This is a genomic window from Parasedimentitalea denitrificans (genome assembly GCF_011813015.1).
GTDB lineage: Bacteria > Pseudomonadota > Alphaproteobacteria > Rhodobacterales > Rhodobacteraceae > Parasedimentitalea > Parasedimentitalea denitrificans.
Genome location: NZ_QHLQ01000012.1, coordinates 87,155 through 101,408, shown reverse-complemented (window position 1 = coordinate 101,408; position 14,254 = coordinate 87,155). Strand labels below are relative to the sequence as shown.

General features: G+C 57.5%; 13 protein-coding genes. 6 read left to right on the top strand and 7 right to left on the bottom strand.

Annotation, left to right across the window (positions count from 1 at the left end; genetic code table 11):
* The first annotated feature begins 50 nt into the window (after positions 1 to 50).
* Positions 51 to 1,496 carry an arylsulfatase gene (locus DL239_RS13220; RefSeq protein ID WP_167684571.1) on the top strand — a complete coding sequence of 482 codons (1,446 nt, stop codon included), beginning with the start codon at positions 51 to 53 and terminating at the stop codon, positions 1,494 to 1,496.
* Positions 1,497 to 1,579: 83 nt separating this feature from the next.
* Positions 1,580 to 1,807 carry a WGR domain-containing protein gene (locus DL239_RS13215; RefSeq protein WP_167684570.1) on the top strand — a complete coding sequence of 76 codons (228 nt, stop codon included), beginning with the start codon at positions 1,580 to 1,582 and terminating at the stop codon, positions 1,805 to 1,807.
* On the opposite strand, the gene DL239_RS13210 is transcribed toward DL239_RS13215, so the two are convergent.
* Positions 1,792 to 2,988 carry a hydantoinase/carbamoylase family amidase gene (locus DL239_RS13210; protein WP_167684569.1) on the bottom strand — a complete coding sequence of 399 codons (1,197 nt, stop codon included), beginning with the start codon at positions 2,986 to 2,988 and terminating at the stop codon, positions 1,792 to 1,794. The genes DL239_RS13215 and DL239_RS13210 overlap by 16 nt on opposite strands.
* A 170-nt stretch (positions 2,989 to 3,158) precedes the next feature.
* Here DL239_RS13210 and DL239_RS13205 point away from each other — a divergent pair, with 170 nt between their 5' ends.
* The 4 genes from DL239_RS13205 to DL239_RS13190 are packed head-to-tail and all read left to right on the top strand — an operon-like array spanning position 3,159 to position 6,724.
* Complete coding sequence (locus tag DL239_RS13205) at positions 3,159 to 3,812, top strand: histidine phosphatase family protein (protein ID WP_167684568.1); 654 nt, start codon at positions 3,159 to 3,161, stop codon at positions 3,810 to 3,812.
* A gap of 33 nt (positions 3,813 to 3,845) precedes the next feature.
* A complete protein-coding gene (locus tag DL239_RS13200; RefSeq protein WP_167684567.1) occupies positions 3,846 to 4,460 on the top strand; it encodes a glutathione S-transferase family protein in 615 nt (204 codons plus the stop codon).
* A gap of 11 nt (positions 4,461 to 4,471) precedes the next feature.
* Complete coding sequence (locus DL239_RS13195; protein ID WP_167684566.1) at positions 4,472 to 5,524, top strand: saccharopine dehydrogenase; 1,053 nt, start codon at positions 4,472 to 4,474, stop codon at positions 5,522 to 5,524.
* Positions 5,525 to 5,581: 57 nt separating this feature from the next.
* Entirely contained in the window at positions 5,582 to 6,724 is a 1,143-nt protein-coding gene (locus DL239_RS13190; RefSeq protein WP_167684565.1) for a saccharopine dehydrogenase family protein, read from the top strand.
* A gap of 238 nt (positions 6,725 to 6,962) precedes the next feature.
* On the opposite strand, the gene DL239_RS13185 is transcribed toward DL239_RS13190, so the two are convergent.
* From DL239_RS13185 to DL239_RS13160, 6 genes are all read right to left on the bottom strand, one after another.
* Complete coding sequence (locus DL239_RS13185; protein ID WP_167684564.1) at positions 6,963 to 7,280, bottom strand: DUF3775 domain-containing protein; 318 nt, start codon at positions 7,278 to 7,280, stop codon at positions 6,963 to 6,965.
* A gap of 78 nt (positions 7,281 to 7,358) precedes the next feature.
* Entirely contained in the window at positions 7,359 to 8,654 is a 1,296-nt protein-coding gene (locus DL239_RS13180) for an adenylate/guanylate cyclase domain-containing protein (RefSeq protein ID WP_167684563.1), read from the bottom strand.
* Positions 8,655 to 8,739: 85 nt separating this feature from the next.
* Entirely contained in the window at positions 8,740 to 10,140 is a 1,401-nt protein-coding gene (locus DL239_RS13175) for a DNA recombination protein RmuC (RefSeq protein ID WP_369410570.1), read from the bottom strand.
* 33 nt (positions 10,141 to 10,173) lie between these two features.
* A complete protein-coding gene (gene mutL / locus DL239_RS13170) occupies positions 10,174 to 12,069 on the bottom strand; it encodes a DNA mismatch repair endonuclease MutL (protein WP_167684562.1) in 1,896 nt (631 codons plus the stop codon).
* A gap of 53 nt (positions 12,070 to 12,122) precedes the next feature.
* Complete coding sequence (locus DL239_RS13165; RefSeq protein WP_167684561.1) at positions 12,123 to 13,052, bottom strand: metal ABC transporter permease; 930 nt, start codon at positions 13,050 to 13,052, stop codon at positions 12,123 to 12,125.
* Positions 13,049 to 14,254, bottom strand: a complete 1,206-nt coding sequence (locus DL239_RS13160; protein ID WP_167684560.1) for a metal ABC transporter permease — start codon at positions 14,252 to 14,254, stop codon at positions 13,049 to 13,051. Before DL239_RS13160 ends, DL239_RS13165 begins: the two co-directional genes overlap by 4 nt.

The following is a 14,254-nucleotide window of genomic DNA, read 5'->3' as shown; positions in this document are numbered from 1 at the left end:
GCGACGGATTTGAATTTGCCAAAGTAGATTGCAACACGAGGGGAATTTCTATGAACCTATTGAACCGCCAACTGTTAGCAGCCGCTGTTTTCGCGGTCCCGCTCGTTGTTGCCAGCCCTTCCCTCGCGCAATCAGACAAGCCGAACATCATCTATTTGCTGGTCGACAACTGGGGCTGGGGCGACATTGGTTTACAAGGCAGCGTCGTTCCGACACCAGAGATCGATGCGCTGGCTGCGCAGGGTATGCGGTTTTTGAACTTCAACATTGAAAACCAATGCACGCCGACCCGATCCGCTATCCACACCGGACGTTTGCCGATCCGATCAGGAACACAAAAAGTGGCGGCGCCGGGTGAACCGGATGGATTGGCCCCTTGGGAGTATACCATTGCGGAACTGCTCTCGGACGCGGGGTACAAAACTGCGTTGTTTGGGAAATGGCACATTGGATCGCAGGTTGGCCGCCATCCTAGTGACCAAGGATATGACGAATGGTGGGGCATCAACGAAGGCTCTAACGCTGCCGCGTATACATCCACGGCTGAATTCGACCCTGCGGTCGCGGCCACTCCGCATTTCTGGGAGGGAAAAAAGGGAGAACCGTCCTATGAAACAGAGCTGTATGACATCGCTGGCAAGACAACGTTTGATCGAAGGATAACCGACCGCGCTGTCGACTACATTCAACGCAATGCTGGTGGGGATGACCCGTTTTATCTTTATGTCGGATTTACGCAGTTTCACCCGCCATGGGTTGTTCACCCAGAGTTCGAAGGCGTATCTGGCGCTGGGTATTATTCGGACATCAAATACGAGGTAGACCACAATATCGGCCGTATTCTTGAGACCCTTGAAGACGTCAATGCCGCCGAAAACACCATCGTGGTCCTGACTGGGGACAATGGGCCCGGTACGTTACCGCAGGGCCTAGGGTACGCAACCGGCGAAGTTGGCGGATCAACAGGACCGTGGCGCGGTGCGCTGAGCACAGGGTTTGAGGGAGGCCTGCGGACCCCGGCTATGGTTCGTTGGCCTGGCGCAATCCCGCAGGGCGTTGTGACCAATGAAATCGTCTCGGTGTTAGATATCTATCCGACACTGGCAACACTTGTCGGAGAAGCTAGCCGCATCCCTACTGACCGCCCGATTGATGGAATTGACCAAAGCGCTTTCCTTCTAGGTGATCAAGAAACGTCCAACCGCGAACACATCATCACGTTTGTTGGTGACGATGTATTCGCGGTGAAGTGGCGGGATTTGAAGGTCCATTTCTACACAGCCGAGGCTACATTTGCCGAGATTAAGAAGCACACATTCCCTCATGTTTATAACGTAACCGAAGATCCCGCCGAACAGTTTGAGCTCTGGGGGAACGAAGGGTTTTCCCATGCTTGGGTGATGACACCGGTGACCAAAATCCTGACTGAACTGACAACAAGCATGGTCACCTTTCCCAACATTCAGCCCGGTCAGGACTTTGCCGGGTACGAGTGAACGATGAAAAACCAAGGCGCGCCGAGTATTCGGCGGCCTCTGGCCTCTTGCCGTCGCGAATCGGACGCGCTACGAATCGGGATATGGCCACTTGTCTGCTCTACCGCCAAACCGCTGCTAGAATTTCGCGTTACTACCGTGTTGAACTGGCCATGAACCTGTTTTCCGAGGTCTCTGTGCTTCGTGAATGGGGGGTGGCCGGACGCAATGGGCAAAGCGTTATCAATATCTATGCCAACCTGCGCGAGGCCTCGACGGCGGCTGACCGGTATCGAAACCGGGCGTTGAAGCGCGGTTACGCCAGGGCCTGAACCGCACCTGCCAGCACCTGCAGCCCAAGAACCAGATCCGCCTCGCCGGTGTCTTCGTCAAAGGCGTGGCTGATGCCGCCGATCGACGGCACAAACAGCATTGCCACCGGCATCACCGTCGCCATGTTCGAGGCATCGTGCAAGGCCCCAGATGGCATGGTGCGCCACTGACCCGGGGCGATGGCCTCGGCAGATGTTGCCAGTTTGGCTTGCAGGTCTGCATCCATCGGCACAGGTTCAATTCCCATTACCGGTTCAAGGACCGCATCCAGCCCACGTTCGGCAGCTATTTCCTTCGCCAGCTCGTGAATAATCTCACCCATTTGCCGCAAACGCTCGACGTCGCGGTCACGCCATTGCATCGAAAAGGTCACCCGCCCCGGCACCACCGAAGAGGCGTTGGGGTGCAAAGATACATGGCCAATGGTCCAGACCGTTGCCGGTGTTACCACCTTTGCCAAACGCGCGTTCAGTTCCGTGTTGAACGCGGACAGACACTGGAAAGCATCCTGCCGCAAATGCATCGGAGTAGTGCCGGCATGGTTCTGGCGGCCGACAAAGCTGATCCGCATATCGCGAATACCCACGATATCGCTGACCACGCCGATCCGGTCATCGCTTTGGTCCAGTGCTGGGCCTTGTTCGATGTGCATTTCGAGGAAGCCGCTAAACCTATCGTGGGGCAGAAAGTCCCCTACCAAATCTGCTATCTGCGCGCGTGCCTCTTGCATAGAGACACCATCGTCATCGGTGAGCGCATCCGCCTGCTCTAGCGAGAGATTGCCTGACCAAACATCCGATCCGGTGGTCACACCAAAACGACCTTCTTCGTCCTGAAAACTCACCACCGAAACAGGCGCCTCACCTGCCTCTTTGGCGGCGCGGGCGATTTCCAACCCGGCAATCACCCCTAGCGCCCCATCCAGCCAGCCGCCTTCAGGCTGGGTGTCGCTGTGCGAGCCGACCAGAACAGAGTGGTCACCGCCAAGACCAAACAGGTTTCCGACCGGGTCATAGTGCACTTCGAGACCGGCCTCTGCCATACGCGAGGCTAACCATGCGCGAGCGGCGATGTCTGCTTCGCCGTAGGCCCGGCGCACCACGCCCTTGCCAATGCCTGCAGCTCCAAAACTGCGCAGCTTGTGCAAATCAGCCAAAAATCTCTCTGCATTCACCATCATTTTCGGCCCCATTCTCTAATCTGAAAATCATTTTCTCCACGGCGTTTCATTCGTAGCAACACCTGCCCGATCCGCAACTGCATTCGAATCTTGGACGACAAGTGAAAGCCTCTCTTTTCATGGCTGCGAACCTCGCCTAAGACTTTGCAGTCAGATATAGGAACTGTTGCATGTCTCACATCACGTTAATCCGTCACGGACAGGCCAACACCGGCGCCCGGGACGAGCTCAGCTATGACAAGCTAAGCCCGCTTGGCCACCAACAGGCGGCTTGGCTGGGGGCGCATATGCGCGACAGTGGTACCCACCATCCGCGCGTATATTGCGGTACGCTGATCCGGCATTATGAGACAGCGCAGGGCATGGGCGTTGCTGAGGGTGTGACCCGCGACCCGCGGCTGAACGAGATGGAATACTTTTCTCTTGCCCAACTGATGGAGCAGCAGCACGGGTTGGAGATCCCAACTGAGCGTGAAGGGTTTGTGGAGCACCTGCCAAAGGTCTTTGCCGCTTGGCAGGCAGATGAGATCGAAAACCCGCCCGAAAGCTGGCGTGACTTTGAAAACCGCGTCAGTGGTGCGCTTGGCGATATATCCAAAGGCGAGGGACCGGCGTTGGTTGTGACGTCAGGCGGGCTGATCTCTATCGCGATGCGTTTAGCGCTGGGTCTAGATACTCTGGCAACGGCGCGGATGGCACTGGCGATCATGAACACCTCGATGCATCGGTTGCACCCCATCGGCGGGCACCTTTGCCCCGCATTGTTCAATGCGGTGCCGCATCTGGAAGGCCCAGACCGTCACTATGCCCAAACCCATCTGTAACCCGGTATTGTTCTCGTTTCGCAAGGATTTGATATGCAACTTTATTACGCTCCCGGCACCATCTCAATCGCTATAGCCATTGCCTTGCAAGAGGCGGGGATTGAGCACGAAACCATCAAGGTCGACTTTGCCAAGAACGAGCAGGCATCGTCGGGTTACGCCCAGATAAACCCAAAGGGTCGCGTTCCTGCGCTTGTGGTTGATGGCGGCATCCTGACCGAAACCGGCGCCTTGCTGGAATTCGTTGCTGATCAGGCTCCTCAGGCCAACCTGCGCCCCACAGATCCGGTTATGTCGGCCCGCATGCGCGAGGTGATGTTCTACCTCGCCTCAACCATGCATGTCGCCCACGCACATAAGCTACGCGGCCATCGCTGGGCTGACAAACCTGCATCACACAAGGACATGACTGCCAAAGTTTCCCAAACCATGAGTGATTGCTGTGCCTACATCAGTTCCAAAGGCTTGCGCGGGCCATTTGTTCTGGGTGACGAGGTGAGCCTGGCCGATTGCTATCTCTACGTGGTCTGCACCTGGTTGGACGGTGACGGAGTTACGCTTGACGACTTCCCAAAAATCAAAGCATTCATGGCAGCAATGGAACAACGTGATTCAGTCCGCGCCGTTTATGCGGCCGGTATGCTGTAAAGGACATGACTATGACACATCTCTGGGTGCGGGCTGAACAACGGCTCAACGAAGATCGGGTTGGCCTGACCCCAACAGGTGCCAAGGCGCTGATGGATGCCGGGATCAAGGTCACAGTCGAAGAAAGCTCGGTCCGGGCGATCCCGCTGCAGGGTTATGTCGACGCGGGCTGTGACATTGCGGCGGAAAACAGCTGGCCACAGGCCCCCGCAGACGCGATCATCTTTGGGCTCAAGGAACTGCCCGAGGACGGCACTCCGCTGCCACACCGCCACATCATGTTTGGCCACGCCTTCAAGGGCCAGCATTCGGGCAAGGCTTTGTTGGATCGGTTCAAGGCCGGTGGCGGCACCCTGTACGATCTGGAGTATTTGGTCAGCGAAGATGGCCGTCGTGTTGCCGCCTTTGGCTATTGGGCTGGCTATGCCGGCGCTGCGGTTACTCTGAAATCCTGGGCTGCTCAGCAACGCGGTGAAACATGTGGCCCGGTTGAGGTGTACCCCAGCAAAGATGCCTTGCTAAGTGAGCTTGGCGCTGAACTGAACGCCATAGGGGCAATCCGTCCCACTGCCATTGTTATCGGTGCCTTGGGTCGTGTCGGGACCGGTGCCGCTGACTTGTGCGAAGCAATGGATGTTTCGGTGACCAAATGGGATATGGCTGAAACTGCCTGTGGTGGCCCCTTCCCTCAGATTCTGGAACACGACATGTTCCTGAACTGCATCTTTGCCCGCCCCGGCACGCCAGTCTTTGTGCCACAGGACGCGCTGACCGCACCACGCAAGCTGTCCGCCATTGGCGATGTCGCCTGTGACCCGGATAGCGACTACAATCCGGTGCCCGTTTATGACCGCGCCACCACATGGGAGGCCCCGGCCCTGCGCGTTGCAGAGGACCCTGTGTTAGACGTGATGGCGATCGACAACCTACCGTCGATGCTGCCAGTTGAAAGCTCACAAGACTATGCCGAACAACTGCTGCCATCGCTGCTGACACTGGCTGATCTGGATGCTGGGGTTTGGGGCCGTGCTGCTGCCACCTTTGCCGAGCACACCAAAGACTAGTCAAACACGGCTTTGGTCGCTACAGGGCTAATAAATCTCATTTAAGGGGAAAGACTCATGACCATTCACTGGTGCGGCACTGGCCTTTCGGCCATTCCCGGTCTGCGTCGCCTGCTGCAGGCTGGCCACGACGTTGCGGTTTGGAACCGCACAATCGCCAAGGCACAGGACGCTGTCGGCGACCTGACCCAAAACATCCACGCCTTTGACATCGACAGTCTGACCGCCCACGTCACCAAAGGTGATGTCATCGTTTCGATGCTGCCGGGTGACTGGCATGTACAACTAGCAGAATTGGCGATCTCTAAAGAAGCGCATTTTGTCTCGTCCTCCTACATCGCGCCAGAAATGCGCGCGCTGGATGACAAGGCCCGCGCCGCCGGTGTGGCTGTGATCAACGAGGTTGGCCTGGATCCGGGCATCGACCACCTAATGGCCCACGCGCTGGTTGATGACTACAAGGCGTCGGATGCCTATGACGCAGGTAACGAGATCAGCTTTATCTCTTACTGTGGTGGCATCCCCAAGATCGCCAATGACTTCCGCTACAAATTCAGCTGGTCACCGCTGGGTGTACTCAAGGCTCTGCGTTCGCCTTCCCGCTCCATTCGCGATCACAAACCACTGGACGTTGCACGGCCATGGGATGCGATCTCCAGCTACACAGCGCCACTGCCCACCCCCGAGAGCTTTGAGGTTTACCCAAACCGCGACTCGATCCCGTTCATGCAGCAGTATGAGTTCGGCAAGGATTGGTCGGTCAAGACGTTCGTCCGTGGTACCCTGCGCCTGAATGGATGGACCGATGCCTGGGACCATGTCTTCAAAGAGGTCGAAACACTGGAAGGTCCATCTGGCGATGCCCGGCTTAAAGAAATGTCCGACCAGTTTTGGGAAAACAACGCCTACGGTGAAGATGACCCAGATCGCGTGGTGCTCTGCGTCGCACTCAAAGCTGAAAAAGACGGTGCCGAGGTCTGGCACAAGACCTATGTGATGGATGCCTGGGGCGATGCTGACAGCACCGCAATGGCACGTCTGGTTTCGGTCCCTGTTTCATTCGCAATCGAAGCGGCGATGAATGGTCAGATGCCCGCCGGGGTTCATGCCGCACCTAGCGATCCAAAATTGGTTGCGGACTGGATGCAGCAGATTGGCAAACTAGCCCAGCACCTTCAGCTGATCGACCATCACGCCTAAACAGAACTAGGGCCTACGTAAAGTGGGCCCTACGCTTCCCTTGCCCCCCTGTTCATCTGGCTAAAAATATCCCGGGGAGCTTGAGGGGCTGGCCCCTCATTAAGGCAACCATCCATTGCATCCGTATGGGCGCTGCACGCCCTTACCTGAAATGCTCTCCCGGAGCATTTCCAAGACGGCCCTAAGGGCTCCGCCCGTCCTTGCCTGAAATGCTCTTCCAGAGCATTTCAGGCAAGGACTACATCAGACTGTCTTCTGCTTCCTGTGCCGAGATGCCCAGCGCGTCCAATCCATTCTCCAAATGGTCCGCCAAATGCGGCGATCCCAATAGGTAATCCGCACATGGGGTCGAAGCATCCCGCCTTGCGGTCTCAATCGCCTCTGCCAGATCCTCGGCAAAAAAGCTCTCGCGTCCGATCCACATGATTGCGACCAACTCGGCCTGCTCATCTTCGTTCAACCGATCAACAAAGGCGCGCAATTCGCCTTCGGCGCGATGCAACTCCCGCGCCATCATCGCCACTTGTGCGACCTTGCGGGGTGAAATTTCCAGCATGGCTTGGCTCCTTTCATCTGCTAGTTCTTATCTTAACAGATAACCTATCGCTCAGGCTAATCTTTGATCTGGAACAACTCAGGCGCGACCCGCGCCCATTCCACGGCCAAAGATTTCGATGCCGCCGCTGCGCCCGCGTAGCTCTGCGGCTGGCAACACACTCCACTCTTCGGACGCGGGTGCCACCGATGCGGCCTGCAACACCGCAGCCGAAGCAATGATGGTTTGCCCCTCTTGCTTGGTTAGCTGCTCTAACCTTGATGCCGTATTCACCGTGTCGCCAAACACCGTGTATTCCAATCGCTGCGGGTCACCTACCACTCCCGAGAATACCTCTCCCCAATGCACCCCAATCCCAACACGAACAGCGTTGTCACCCCTAGCTTGCCGCTCACGGGACCAGTCTGCCATGATCTGCTCCAACGCCACTGCACATGTCACCGATCGAGCTGCTGCATCCTCGCCTTCGAACAGGACCATCGCCGCATCGCCGATGAATTTGTCGATCATGCCACCACTCGCGTCGACACAGCCCTGTACCAAACTCCGGAAATCCGTGATGTAGCGGCCCACTTCTTGCGGATCCCGATCCTGCGACCAACGGGTAAAACCACGGATATCAATAAACAGCACAGCCATGTTCTGCCGTTCCCCCCGGCGCAGGTCATCCAGGCTGGCAACCGCCAGACGGTTGGTCAGCTGAGCAGGAAGATAACGGGTCAGGTTCGCCTTTTGTTGGGTCTCGGCAATTGACCGATACAACAGCCGCCGCGTTCGCCAAGCTGCCACCACCAGCACTACACCACCAAAGACAATCATCGTCACTCGAACAATATTTGGTGGGCCAGACAAAAGTGTACCAGCGCGCTGTGCGATAAAGGGTGTAATCTCTTCGGGCTGCCAGAGCGACAACATAGCCAGCCCCACAGCAATCACCGCCACACAATAGGCCTGCAAGTAGGGGTTAAATCGCAGAACCGTAAAAGCCAGGATCACCGGCACCATCCAAGTCGGCGGCAAAATGAATGTCAGCTCTCCAGGCAGCCCTGTATTTTCCAGACCAACCCAAGTATTGGCCAGCATGAACAAGCAATCAAAGGTAACCAGAGGCCAAACCATCCAGTCACGAATGCGCCCGCTGCGGGCCATCCAAAACGCAACAATCCCCATCGTCAGGTACGAAAGCATTGTCGCGACCGCAAAAACCCACTGTCGATGCAGATACTGCTCGGGGGCAACCTGATTGCCACCCACGGCCAGAAAGAAAATTGCCAAAAGGCCTAGCGAGACGGCAATCCGCAACAGCGAGACAACCTGCTCCGCTTCGACCTCTGCCTGCTTAAGCAGCGCATTGTCAGGTGAGAGTATACTCATGTATCTGGCGACCTATCAGGTTTGGTGAACTTGTTGTATTTAGGAAGGATTAGGCGCGTTTCCAGACCTGCGTCAGACCGCGACGTTATTCGTCACCAAACAGATCCGTTACCTGCCGCGCATCACTTTCGACCTGCGCCGGAGTGGCCAGTTCGGCGTCCGAGGCAACCACCCCCATAGTCTCAAACTTGCGCGCCGAAGGCAGCACCCGAGCTTCCAGCGAGCCAACCGCCTTGTTGTAATTGCTGACGGATGAGGACAGCGATTTGCCAACACTGGCCAAATTGCGCGAAAATACCGCCAGCCGGTCATACAATTCCTTGGCCGTTTGCTGCACTTCCAGCGCATTTTCGGCCATCTTTTCCTGCTGCCAGCCATAGGCAATGGATTTTACCAGCGCCATCAGTGTGGTTGGCGTGGCGATCAGAACTTTGTTTTCAAAGGCATATTCGATCAATCCTGTGTCAGCCTCAACCGCAGCCGACACAAAGGTTTCACCAGGGATAAACATCACCACAAAATCCGGTGTCTCGCCCAATGCGTTTTGGTAGGCTTTGGAGGACAGCTGTTTTACATGGGTCCGCACGTGCCCCGCATGACGCATTAAATGTTCTTGCTGTTGATCCGGAGTTTCCGCTTCTAGCGCATCCAGATAGGCTTCAAGCGGGGTTTTGGCATCCACCACAATACTCTTGCCACCGGGAATACGCACAATAGCATCAGGCCGACGCAAACCGTCATCGGTTCCCAGAGATTTTTCCAGGTCATAATCCACATGTTCTGCCATGCCAGCCATGTCGAACACTTGGCGCAGCTGCATCTCCCCCCAGCGACCTCGGGTTTTCGGTGCACGCAGCGCTTGCACCAACTTGCGGGTCTCTCCACCCAAAGCCGCTTGTCCTTCGGTCAGGGTCTTCACCTGCTCACGAATGGCGCCATAGGCTTCAGTCCGGGCCTGCTCAATTTCCTTGATCCGCTCGCCAAACTGGCCCAGCTTTTCATCCAGCGGCTTGACCAAGCCCTCGATGGCCGCATGGCGTTTGGCTAGGTCCGCATCTGCGGTTTGTGAATGCGACTTGAACCGCTCGCTGACCAGTGACAAAAAGTTTTCGGAATTCTGTTTCAGAGCCCCCGACGCCATCGCTGAAAACTTGTGTTCCAGCTGCTTGTTCATCTTGCCCAATTCTTCCAACCGCGCCTCGTGTTCACTCTTCAACGCTCGCACTTCGGCCTCGGCCTGATGCCGAGCAGCAAGTTCTCCGTCGCGTAACTGCCGCAGCGCGGCCAGTTCACCATTCAGCTCCGGCAGCCGCGCAACCTCGGTCTGCATCGAGGCACAGGTCTGACGCAACTCAATGTTTTCACGCCTCAGATCTTCGACCACAGAAATCTGCTTACGCGTCATTATCCAAAGAACAGCAAACAACACGGCTGCCGCAGCCAAGGCAAGGGCCACAACGGGCCACAAGGAGGGGTCTATCTGCACAGGAAAACTCCCGGTAATTAAGTGCTCTGACGCTTACGAGCGCCCAAATAACCGTTCAATATCGGTCAGTTTCAATTCGACATAGGTAGGGCGGCCATGGTTGCACTGACCAGAGTGCGGCGTGGCCTCCATTTCTCGCAGCAAGGCGTTCATCTCTTCACCCCGCATCCGACGGCCCGACCGGATCGAGCCATGGCAAGCCACCCGGCTCAGGATCGCCTCAACCTTGGCCTGCACCAACTGGCTGCTGCCCTGATCGTCCAGCTCGTCCAGAATATCCTTGATCATTGCCTCGGCGTTGACCTCTCCCAAAATAGCCGGGGTTTCGCGTACTGCTACCGCCCCGCCACCAAAGGGTTCAATGCCCAGACCAAACTTGGCCAGATCATCCGCCACTTCCAGCAACTTGGCGCTGTCGTTGTCGCTTAGCTCCACAATCTCAGGGATCAACAAGGCCTGCGCAGCGACGCCGTTTTCGGCCATTTGGTTCTTCAGCTTTTCATAGACCAACCGCTCATGTGCCGCGTGCTGGTCAACAATAACCATACCGTCGGCGGTTTGGGCGATGATGTAGTTTTCATGCACCTGCCCACGTGCCGCACCAAGCGGCAGTTGTTCGGCCCCGGGCGCAGGGACCTGTCCCGCATCCGACGGGGGCCCCGGGGCTTCGACCAGTTGGCCGCTATAGCACTCGGCCAGTTCGGAAAAACCCATACTGGGAGGCAGGTCCGCAGGGCGTTGGGCGGCATAAGATGCGCCACGTGCACCCATTGACGGGCGATCCATCTGATAAACGCGTGGCGGCATACCTGGCGCAGCCACAGGTTCGGGCGTCATCGCGCCCAGTGTGGCATTGCCCACTGTGGTTGAGGCCCGATGCCCCGCCTCAGCCAAAGCATGACGCAGCGAGGACACGATCAATCCACGGGCTATACCGGGGTCGCGGAACCGGACTTCGGACTTGGCCGGATGGACATTGACGTCGACCATTTCAGGATCGCAATCAATGAACAGCGCCGCTGCTGGGTGGCGGTCGCGGCTCAGGAAATCGAAATAGGCACCGCGCAGGGCGCCTTGCAGCATTTTGTCTTTCACCGGGCGCGTGTTGACGAACAGGAACTGCGCAACTGCCGCGCCGCGTGAATAGGTTGGCAACGCGGCATAGCCGTACAGGCGAATGCCATCGCGGGTAGCGTCGATCTTCAGCGCGTTCTCAGCAAACTCACGCCCCAGAACCGAAGCCAACCGACCGTGCAGAGCATCAAACAGATCGCCACTCAGCGGATCAGCGCGGAACATCACGCGGCCTTGTCCGCCGCCGGACACATCGCGCAGGGTGAACCCGATCGAGGGTTCTGCCATCGCCAGCCGTTTGATCACATCCGAGATCGCCTGCGACTCGGCACGATCGGTGCGCATAAATTTCAACCGTGCCGGAGTCGCGTAGAACAGATCGGACAGCTCCACTACTGTGCCCGAGCGCAGCGCCGCGGGACGCACCGGCTCCATCTTGCCACCCGCCACCTTGATCTGGGCTGCGTCATGACCTTCGGCGCGGCTGGTGATACTGAGCCTTCCCACCGCACCCAAACTGGGCAATGCCTCGCCACGAAAACCAAAAGTGTGGATGTTCAACAGGTCCGAACCATCGATCTTTGAGGTAGCATGGCGCGACAACGCCAGAGGCAATTCCTCGGGCGACATGCCACAGCCGTCATCGGTGATACGGATCAGCGTTTTGCCACCATCGGCGATTTCAATACCAATCCGGCGTGCGCCAGCGTCGATAGCGTTTTCCACCAGTTCCTTTACTGCCGAGGCAGGCCGTTCGACCACCTCTCCTGCGGCAATGCGGTTGATGGCAGCGTCGTCCAACTGGCGGATGACGGGGCGGGCACTGTCGTTGATTTGGGGGTCTGGCGTATTCATACCGCTAAATTTAGCAGAGGTGAGAGATTCTACCAGCCCAATAGGGTCGGCGCTTACACACCTACCGGCGCACCACTACGTGTTCGACACGGGCCAAATCGGGCGGCAATCGCCAAGATCACACCGGATACAGTTGCGATCATCCCCGCCGCGCTGACAGCATCCTGTGCGCCTAGCCACAGCGGGCCATAACCTGCCAGAACATAGCCAAACGTGGCCGACAGCACCGCAAAGCCGACGCTCCAACCCACCTGACCTTCCAGTTGGTTTGATATCATTCGTGCTGCCGCAGGTGGGCAGATGAACATAGCAATCACGATGATCGAACCTACCGCGTCAAAGGCTGCGACAGCTGCGACGGCTGCGGTAATTACCAGCGCCATCCCCAGCAGGTTGGTGCGGATGCCCATGGTGCGGGCAAAGCCCTCGTCAAAGGTTGAGATTTTCAACACCCGCCAAAACACCGCGATAAACAACGATACCGCCAGCAGTGTCAGCGCCATCCGGGGCAACTCGACCGGCAGATGGGCCAAAGCCTCGGGGTCTAGCAGCGAGGACCAGCCAACAGCGTCCAGCCAGATCAGGCTTTCCAGATTGCCATAGAGCGCATGCTCAACATCCAGATGCACAGAAGAGGTATCGGTTTGCTCTAGCAGCAGCACACCGCCGGCAAACATGGTGGTGAAGACCACACCCATCGCTGCGCCCGGTTCGATCCGGCCCAAACGGCGAATTGCCTCGATCAGCACCACGGCAACCACCGCCGCGCCAGCAGCGCCCAGCATCATTGGCGCGGCCGAGATTGCGCCCGTCAGCAAAAAGGCCACAACGATACCCGGCAGCACCACATGGCTGATAGCATCACCGATCAGCGCCTGTTTGCGCAGTAGCAGAAAATTGCCCGGCAAGGCACAGGCCACGGCGGCAAAAATACCAATCAGCAGCGGGGTCAGCGACAGGGGGACAAACTCTTCACCGCTCATGCCAGAATCTCCTTGGGGCCACCAATTTGCCGGTCTACCTCGGCGATCTGGTCTTGGGTCAGTACTGTTTCGATCTGGCGTAGCCCGTCATATAGGGCTGCCGCCGCCTCATGCGCCTGATCACTTCGTACCACGGCCCAGCGGTGTTCATCCCGCAGCGCCTTGGCCGCGCGGGCCTTGCCTTTGTCGGTGGACACTCCGTCAGCGCGGACGAACCCGCGTTTACGAAGCAGTCGCAGAGTCAGTTTTTCATAGATCGGCTGGCCTTGTGCCAACGCCAGCAGGCCCTGACGCATATGCACCCGCCGCTGGAATCGGAAGTGACGCAAGATCGCCGCCAACACGCCTCGGCTGGGGGCAAAGAGAAGCGAGATCAAGAACAAGGCAAAACTCATCAACACGATGATTGGGCCGGTTGGCAAGTTTGGGGCCGAAGCCGACAGAGCGGCGCCAACATAGGCCGACACGCCACCCATTAATCCGGCCAACAGAACCACATAATCGGATCGCTCCGTCCAGAATCGTGCGGCAACAGGCGGGATGATTAGCAAGGCCACGATCAGGATCAGGCCTACGATCTTTAGCCCAACTACAGTCACCGCCATCACCAGCCCCATCATCGCCATATCGATTTTGCTGACAGGCAGGCCACGCGCGGCGGCATATTCAGGATCAAAGGCCACCAATGTCATCGGACGGCGGATCAACATGATCAACAACAAGGTCACCGCGCCGCCAACCGCGATCACCATTGCATCGGTCCACAACATCCCGGCTGTCGATCCCAGCAGGAACCCTTCGAGCCCGGCCTGACGACCAACACCCAGTGTCTGGATCACCGTCAACAGCACAATACCAAAGCCAAAGAAGACCGATAGAACCGAACCAATTGCCGCGTCTTCGGCCAAACGAGTGTTACGGGTCAGCCAGTTCAGACACCACAGGCCCACACTGGCAGATACCGCAGAACCAAGCAGTAAGCCGATCAGGTTACGGCCGTCGCCGCCAAAGCTGGCCATCAGAATAAAGGCAAGGCAGACACCGGGCAGAGTCGCATGCGAGATTGCATCACTCACCAAGGCCCGTTTGCGCAGGAATAGGAATGTGCCAGTGACACCGGCCGAAATCCCCAGCAAGGTCGCACCAATAGCCACCAGCGTGGCGTTATAGCCAAGCTGCAACAGCAGAGCATCGATCAACAT

Bases quoted from the DNA above. Each gene is read 5' to 3' on its own strand.
- DL239_RS13220 (WP_167684571.1), top strand. From the start codon at position 51: ATGAACCTATTGAACCGCCAACTGTTAGCAGCCGCTGTTTTCGCGGTC.
- DL239_RS13215 (WP_167684570.1), top strand. From the start codon at position 1,580: ATGGCCACTTGTCTGCTCTACCGCCAAACCGCTGCTAGAATTTCGCGT.
- DL239_RS13210 (WP_167684569.1), bottom strand. From the start codon at position 2,988: ATGATGGTGAATGCAGAGAGATTTTTGGCTGATTTGCACAAGCTGCGC.
- DL239_RS13205 (WP_167684568.1), top strand. From the start codon at position 3,159: ATGTCTCACATCACGTTAATCCGTCACGGACAGGCCAACACCGGCGCC.
- DL239_RS13200 (WP_167684567.1), top strand. From the start codon at position 3,846: ATGCAACTTTATTACGCTCCCGGCACCATCTCAATCGCTATAGCCATT.
- DL239_RS13195 (WP_167684566.1), top strand. From the start codon at position 4,472: ATGACACATCTCTGGGTGCGGGCTGAACAACGGCTCAACGAAGATCGG.
- DL239_RS13190 (WP_167684565.1), top strand. From the start codon at position 5,582: ATGACCATTCACTGGTGCGGCACTGGCCTTTCGGCCATTCCCGGTCTG.
- DL239_RS13185 (WP_167684564.1), bottom strand. From the start codon at position 7,280: ATGCTGGAAATTTCACCCCGCAAGGTCGCACAAGTGGCGATGATGGCG.
- DL239_RS13180 (WP_167684563.1), bottom strand. From the start codon at position 8,654: ATGAGTATACTCTCACCTGACAATGCGCTGCTTAAGCAGGCAGAGGTC.
- mutL (WP_167684562.1), bottom strand. From the start codon at position 12,069: ATGAATACGCCAGACCCCCAAATCAACGACAGTGCCCGCCCCGTCATC.
- DL239_RS13165 (WP_167684561.1), bottom strand. From the start codon at position 13,052: ATGAGCGGTGAAGAGTTTGTCCCCCTGTCGCTGACCCCGCTGCTGATT.
- DL239_RS13160 (WP_167684560.1), bottom strand. From the start codon at position 14,254: ATGTTGATCGATGCTCTGCTGTTGCAGCTTGGCTATAACGCCACGCTG.